Genomic DNA, 539 nt, shown 5'->3' on the forward strand with positions numbered 1-539 from the left:
CACCATGCCCGTCCAGAAGATACACCCGCGTGTTGGCAATCGGACGCCCGATATGTGGCACAGTGTTGTCACTGAAGAGCCGTCCCGAGGTTGCCACCACGGTAACTTCCGTCGGGCCATAGTTGTTTATTAACTTGAGAGGCGACGGTAGCCGGGAAGGCACACGCTGCAGACGGTCACCGCCAATAAGCAAGTACTCCAACATGGGAGTTACCAGCTCGTCTTCCAAAGCCGTTGCAGCAAGCGGCGTGACCAAAAAGGCGGCGTTCAGTGGTTGATCACGCCACCATTGCAGGAGAAGCAGAGGATCTCCTGCTGCCGCCCTGGGCGGGAGCAGCAATGTGCTACGATTGTATAATGCAGACCACAACTCCCAAGCGCTGGCATCGAATGCCATTCCGGCCGTAAGTGTGCAGCAGGTTTCTGGTTGCGGACAAAATGTTTGCACATGCCATGCTGTAAGATTGACCACACCCCGGTGCTCGACCATGACGCCTTTTGGCGTCCCGGTTGATCCGGAGGTGTAGATGATGTAGGCG

The 539-nt window shown here is 56.6% G+C and carries 1 protein-coding gene; it reads right to left on the minus strand.

Annotation, left to right across the window (positions count from 1 at the left end; all coding sequences use genetic code 11):
• The coding region (locus EOC06_RS38400) for an AMP-binding protein (RefSeq protein ID WP_164899058.1) at window positions 1–539 on the minus strand (539 nt) is incomplete at both ends.

It is taken from the genome of Mesorhizobium sp. M7A.F.Ca.MR.362.00.0.0, assembly GCF_004023175.1.
Classification (GTDB): Bacteria; Pseudomonadota; Alphaproteobacteria; order Rhizobiales; family Rhizobiaceae; genus Mesorhizobium.